Source organism: Microvirga sp. P4_G7 (assembly GCF_056401005.1).
The window spans coordinates 1-5,180 of sequence record NZ_JBFUKD010000233.1; the positions used below are offsets into that span (position 1 = coordinate 1).

7 protein-coding genes are annotated in these 5,180 nt (G+C 62.9%); 5 read left to right on the plus strand and 2 right to left on the minus strand.

Annotation, left to right across the window (positions count from 1 at the left end):
• Window positions 1-242 precede the first annotated feature (242 nt).
• Both rpsR and rpsF read right to left on the minus strand, forming a co-directional pair.
• Window positions 243-503 (minus strand): 30S ribosomal protein S18, encoded by a 261-nt coding sequence (gene rpsR / locus AC1DT3_RS11585; RefSeq protein ID WP_477465405.1) that lies wholly within the window; start codon window positions 501-503, stop codon window positions 243-245.
• 2 nt (window positions 504-505) lie between these two features.
• Window positions 506-898 (minus strand): 30S ribosomal protein S6, encoded by a 393-nt coding sequence (gene rpsF / locus AC1DT3_RS11590; RefSeq protein ID WP_477465406.1) that lies wholly within the window; start codon window positions 896-898, stop codon window positions 506-508.
• 517 nt (window positions 899-1,415) lie between these two features.
• Here rpsF and AC1DT3_RS11595 point away from each other — a divergent pair.
• The 5 genes from AC1DT3_RS11595 to era all read left to right on the plus strand — a co-directional run bounded on the left by AC1DT3_RS11595 (window position 1,416) and on the right by era (window position 5,071).
• Window positions 1,416-2,171 (plus strand): pyridoxine 5'-phosphate synthase, encoded by a 756-nt coding sequence (locus tag AC1DT3_RS11595; protein ID WP_477465407.1) that lies wholly within the window; start codon window positions 1,416-1,418, stop codon window positions 2,169-2,171.
• Complete coding sequence (acpS, locus tag AC1DT3_RS11600) at window positions 2,168-2,569, plus strand: holo-ACP synthase (protein WP_477465408.1); 402 nt, start codon at window positions 2,168-2,170, stop codon at window positions 2,567-2,569. Before AC1DT3_RS11595 ends, acpS begins: the two co-directional genes overlap by 4 nt.
• A gap of 121 nt (window positions 2,570-2,690) precedes the next feature.
• Window positions 2,691-3,449, plus strand: coding sequence for a signal peptidase I (lepB, locus tag AC1DT3_RS11605; RefSeq protein WP_477465409.1), 759 nt, complete (start codon window positions 2,691-2,693; stop codon window positions 3,447-3,449).
• Window positions 3,450-3,453: 4 nt separating this feature from the next.
• Window positions 3,454-4,167 carry a ribonuclease III gene (gene rnc, locus AC1DT3_RS11610; RefSeq protein WP_477465410.1) on the plus strand — a complete coding sequence of 238 codons (714 nt, stop codon included), beginning with the start codon at window positions 3,454-3,456 and terminating at the stop codon, window positions 4,165-4,167.
• Window positions 4,154-5,071: a GTPase Era gene (gene era / locus AC1DT3_RS11615; protein WP_477465411.1), complete on the plus strand. Its 918-nt coding sequence runs from the start codon at window positions 4,154-4,156 to the stop codon at window positions 5,069-5,071. The genes rnc and era overlap by 14 nt, the downstream gene beginning before the upstream one ends.
• Window positions 5,072-5,180 lie beyond the last annotated feature (109 nt).

Sequence of the window (5,180 nt, forward strand, 5' to 3'; positions counted from 1 at the left end):
GGAATGGGAGCGAGCAGATACAGGACGGCTGCCAGCGGCGTCGCTTTTGCGATCACCGCGGTCAGGAGCGCCGAGACGAGGCCCGCGCCGATTCCTGTAATGATAAAGTTCATGTCTCTCGCTGTCCCGCTGCTCGACGGCAGGGTTAGGGGATTGCGCCCCAACAAATCCGACGGGATTGCACCGTCGAGTGGTCTTTGGCACCCGGCGGATCAGTCCGCCGGGTGGTCGTTCGTGTAGGCTTAGCGGATCACGTAGGGCAGCAGGCCCATGAAGCGCGCGCGCTTGATCGCCTGGGCGAGTTCGCGCTGCTTCTTGGCCGAAACGGCCGTGATACGCGAGGGCACGATCTTGCCGCGCTCGGAAATGTAGCGCGAAAGAAGCTTCGTATCCTTGTAGTCGATCTTCGGCGCATTCGGGCCCGAGAACGGGCAGGTCTTGCGACGACGGAAGAAAGGACGACGGCCACCACCGCCGCCACCACCACCAGCACCAAATGCCATGATCAGTTCTCCTCGCCTTCGTAGCCGCCGCCGTCACGCTCGCGACGCTCGCGGTCCTTGCGCTCGTCACGGTCACGCTTCTGCATCATCACCGACGGCTCGCTCTCGAGCTCGTCGACGCGGACGGTCATGAAGCGAAGGATGTCTTCGGAGATGCGCATCTGGCGCTCCATCTCGGCAACGGCCGGAGCCGGGGCATCGAGATTGAAGAGGGTGAAGTGCGCCTTGCGGTTCTTCTTGATGCGGTAGGCGAGGGACTTGACGCCCCACATTTCGGTCTTCTCGACCTTGCCACCGTTCTGTTCGACGACGGACTTATAGGTCTCGACCATCGCTTCGACCTGCTGGGACGTAACGTCCTGGCGAGCCAAAAAGATATGCTCATAGAGAGGCATAGCGGGCCTTTCTCAAGGGTGAGTTCAAGCTTAGGCACAAATAACTCGTGTCTAGAGCCGGTTCGCGCGTCCGATCGGCGCCAAGCCCTTCGAGCCTGCAAGGCCCGAGCGGTTGTCGAAGGCGGAGACACGGGACGACGGATCTGCGAGAAATCCTGCCTGGCGAGCCAGACCGTCCGTTCAGCCCCCGGCCGGAGCGAACGCGAAGCGGCGGCTATAGAGGGTTTCCGGATCCAAGACAAGGTCGCAGGCGAAACTTATCGCGTTCTCTCGCCTTCACATCGGCCTTCGTCGTAATTCCAAGCGCCGCCGTTGTCCAAGCAGGCATCGATCCGGCCTGCTTCGGTTTGACCGTAGAAATAGCCGACCGTGGCGAGAGCCAAGAAGGACCACATCAAAACATGCTCCCGCTATAGAATGGTCTGCAATGGTTGATCGTGCGAACCGGCACGGCGAGACGTGCGGATATCGCCGCCCGCCCGCTAGCCAAACACCATCAATCGGCTAAAACAATCCTATGACGACTCCCCCTTTACGCCTCGGCGTCAATATCGACCACGTCGCCACCGTTCGGAATGCGCGCGGCGGTCCCTATCCCGATCCGATCCGCGCCGCTCATCTGGCCGTGCTGGCCGGTGCCGACGGGATCACCGCGCACTTGCGCGAAGATCGCCGGCACATCCGCGATCAGGATATGGRGCGGCTGCGGCGGCAGCTTTTCGTGCCGCTCAACATGGAGATGGCGGCGACAGCGGAGATGGTCCGCCTCGCGACCGCCTGGCGTCCCCATGCAGCTTGTCTGGTGCCCGAGAAGCGGGAGGAGCGCACCACCGAAGGCGGGCTCGACATCATCGGCAGCCACGCAAGCCTCCTGCCGGCAATTGCCGAATTGCGGGACGCCGGCATCCGCGTGTCGCTCTTCGTGGAACCGGAAATCGAGGTCATGGAAGCGGCGAACCGCCTCGGAGCGCCGGTCGTTGAACTGCACACCGGCACCTATTGCGAAGCGGCCTTGGCCGCTGATCACGAGCGCGTGGCTCACGAGATCCAGCGTATCCGCCGGGCGGCCGAGCATGGCGCCTCGCTTGGATTGGAGATCCATGCCGGCCACGGACTGACGTTCGACACCGTCGGCGCCATCGCGGCCATTCCGCAGATCGCGGAACTGAACATCGGCCATTTCCTCATCGCCGAAGCCATCTTCATGGGACTCGACGAGGCCGTTCGGACGATGCGGGCGGCAATGGATGCCGGCCGGGCGCAAGCCGCATGATCATCGGCATCGGCTCCGACCTCTGCGACATTCGGCGCATCGAGCGCTCCATCGCGCGGTTTGGGGACCGATTCACCCATCGGATCTTTACGCCTGGCGAACGGGCGAAAAGCGACCGCCGACGGGCCCGCGCGCCGTCGTACGCCCGTCGCTTCGCGGCCAAGGAGGCTTGCTCCAAAGCGCTCGGAACCGGCCTTAATCAAGGCGTTTTCTGGCGCGACATGGAGGTCGTCAACCTTCCCGGAGGGCGCCCGACCATGCGCCTCACCGGGGGAGCGTTGAAGCGTCTGCAAGCGATGACGCCGCCGGGGTACGAGGCTTTCGTGCACGTGTCGCTGACGGACGAGCCGCCCCTCGCACAAGCCTTCGTCATCATCGAGGCCCTTCCTCGCGCATGATCAGAAGTGCCGTCGCGTTTCAAGGCAATCCGGCCGCATTGCGGCCCTCAGGTAATCCGGCCGCGTTGCGGCCCAAGGCGTCATAGGCTATGCGGACGTCCCGAAGCATGGGTGATTTCACGTGAACGAAAACGTCAAGGTCAAGAAGGAAGAAGGCGGCCTGTGGGAGACCATCAAGGTCATCGTCCAGGCCCTTCTCATTGCGGTCGTCGTCCGCACGATCCTTTTCCAGCCCTTCAACATTCCGTCCGGATCGCTCATCCCGACCCTTCTGATCGGGGACTACCTGTTCGTCTCCAAATATTCTTACGGCTACTCGCGCTATTCGATCCCCTTCGGACCTCCCGTTTTCTCCGGCCGGATCCTGGCCTCGGAGCCCAAGCGCGGTGACATCGCGGTCTTCAAGCTGCCAAAGGACAATTCCACCGACTACATCAAGCGCGTCGTCGGCCTCCCCGGCGACCGGATCCAGGTCATCGGCGGCGTGCTCCAGATCAACGGGCAGGCGGTAAAACGCGAGCGCGTCGAGGATTACCWGACCACCGATCTCTATGGCCGCCCCATCGCCGTGCCGCAGTACAAGGAGACCTTTCCGGAAGGAACGTCTCACTTCGTCATCGAACGGGACGGAGATCGCGGATATTGGGACAACACAAACGTCTATGTCGTGAAGCCGGGCCATTTCTTCATGATGGGCGACAACCGGGACAATTCGACGGATTCCCGCGACGAGGCGAGTGTCGGCGAGGTGCCGTTCGAGAACTTCATCGGCAGGGCCGAAATCATCTTCTTCTCCATCGATGAGAACGCGTCCCTTTGGCGGCCTTGGGAATGGCCGCGCTATATCCGGTGGAACCGTATGTTCGACCGGATTCATTAGGCCCGTGGCTCGCCGCAAATCCAACCCAGACGAATTGCAGACGACACTCGGCTACCGCTTCAAGGACGCCGGTCTGCTGGATTTGGCGCTGACGCACGTGAGCGCCTCGCCGGCTGCGACCGGCGCGAGCTATCAACGGCTCGAGTTTCTCGGGGATCGCGTGCTCGGCCTCGTCGTCTCCGAGATGCTCTATGCGAGCTTTCCGGAGGCCAGCGAGGGCGAATTGTCCCGTCGCCTGTCGGAACTCGTGCGCCGAGAGACTTGCGCGGAGGTCGCGACTGTTTGGGATGTCGCTCCACATCTGAAGCTCGGCGCCGGCGAGGCGCTCTCGGGCGAGCGCCGCAACCCGACGATCCTGGCGGACGTCTGCGAATCGATCATCGGTGCGGTCTTCCTGGATGGCGGCTATGATGCCGCGAAGATCGTGATCGAGGGTGCGTTCAAGGGGAAGCTCGATTCCCCCCGCCGCGCTATGCGCGACCCGAAAAGTGCTTTGCAGGAATGGGCGCAGGGTAGGGGCCTTCCGACCCCCACCTACGCTATCGTCGAGCAGACCGGACCCCACCACGCGCCGCGTTTTCGCGTGATGGTGAAAGTGCAGGGCACGGAGGACGAGTTCGGCACCGGAACGTCGAAACGGATTGCCGAACAGGCTGCAGCGCGCACCCTGTTGATGCGCGAACAAGTGTGGACAGAGGAAGAGCATGGCTCAGCCTGAAGTGACCCAAACGAAAGCCGGCTTCGTCGCGCTCATCGGTGCGCCGAATGCGGGCAAGTCCACCCTGCTCAATTCCCTCGTGGGATCGAAGGTTTCGATCGTCTCCCGCAAGGTGCAGACGACCCGTGCCCTGGTGCGCGGCATCGCCATCGAAGGCAACGCGCAGATCGTGTTCGTCGATACACCCGGCATCTTCAAGCCGAAGCGCCGGCTCGACCGTGCGATGGTCACGTCCGCGTGGGGCGGTGCGGCGGATGCGGACGCCGTCGCGTTCCTGCTCGACGCCCGCCGCGGGATCGATGAAGAGGCCGAGGCCATTCTGGCGAAGCTGCCGGACCTCAAACGTCCGAAGATCCTCATCCTGAACAAGATCGACTTGATCGAACGTTCGACGCTGCTGGCGCTCTCGGCCAAGCTCAACGAGAAGGTCGATTTCACGCATACCTTCATGATCTCGGCGCTCAAAGGCGACGGACTGGCGGCATTGAAACGAGAGCTTGCCGGTATGATGCCGGCGGGACCGTGGCTCTATCCCGAAGACCAGATTTCGGATGCGCCGCTGCGCATGCTCGCCGCCGAGATCACCCGCGAAAAGATCTACGAGCGCCTTCACGAGGAGCTGCCTTACGAATCCACCGTCGAAACCGACCAATGGCAGCAGCGTCCCGACGGATCGGTGCGGATCGAGCAGACGATCTTCGTCGAGCGCGACAGTCAGCGCATGATCGTGCTCGGAAAGGGCGGCCAGACCATCAAGGCCATCGGCCAAGCCGCTCGGCGTGAAATCGCCGAGATTGCCGAAACCAAGGTGCACCTTTTCCTGTTCGTCAAAGTCCGCGAGAACTGGAGCGACGATCCGGAACGCTACCGCGAGATGGGCCTGGAATTCCCGCGCGGCGGGTAGGCTGCATCCGACCCTTGTCATGGCCGGGCTCGTCCCGGCCACCCCGTTCGGTATGGCGCGGCGCTTTTCGCAGCGAGGTCACCGGGACAAGCCCGGTGATGACTTGCGG

What these genes read in the sequence shown, in the direction of transcription:
- era (WP_477465411.1), top strand. Translation starts at nt 4,154, where the DNA reads ATGGCTCAGCCTGAAGTGACCCAAACGAAAGCCGGCTTCGTCGCGCTC.
- acpS (WP_477465408.1), top strand. Translation starts at nt 2,168, where the DNA reads ATGATCATCGGCATCGGCTCCGACCTCTGCGACATTCGGCGCATCGAG.
- rpsR (WP_477465405.1), bottom strand. Translation starts at nt 503, where the DNA reads ATGGCATTTGGTGCTGGTGGTGGTGGCGGCGGTGGTGGCCGTCGTCCT.
- rpsF (WP_477465406.1), bottom strand. Translation starts at nt 898, where the DNA reads ATGCCTCTCTATGAGCATATCTTTTTGGCTCGCCAGGACGTTACGTCC.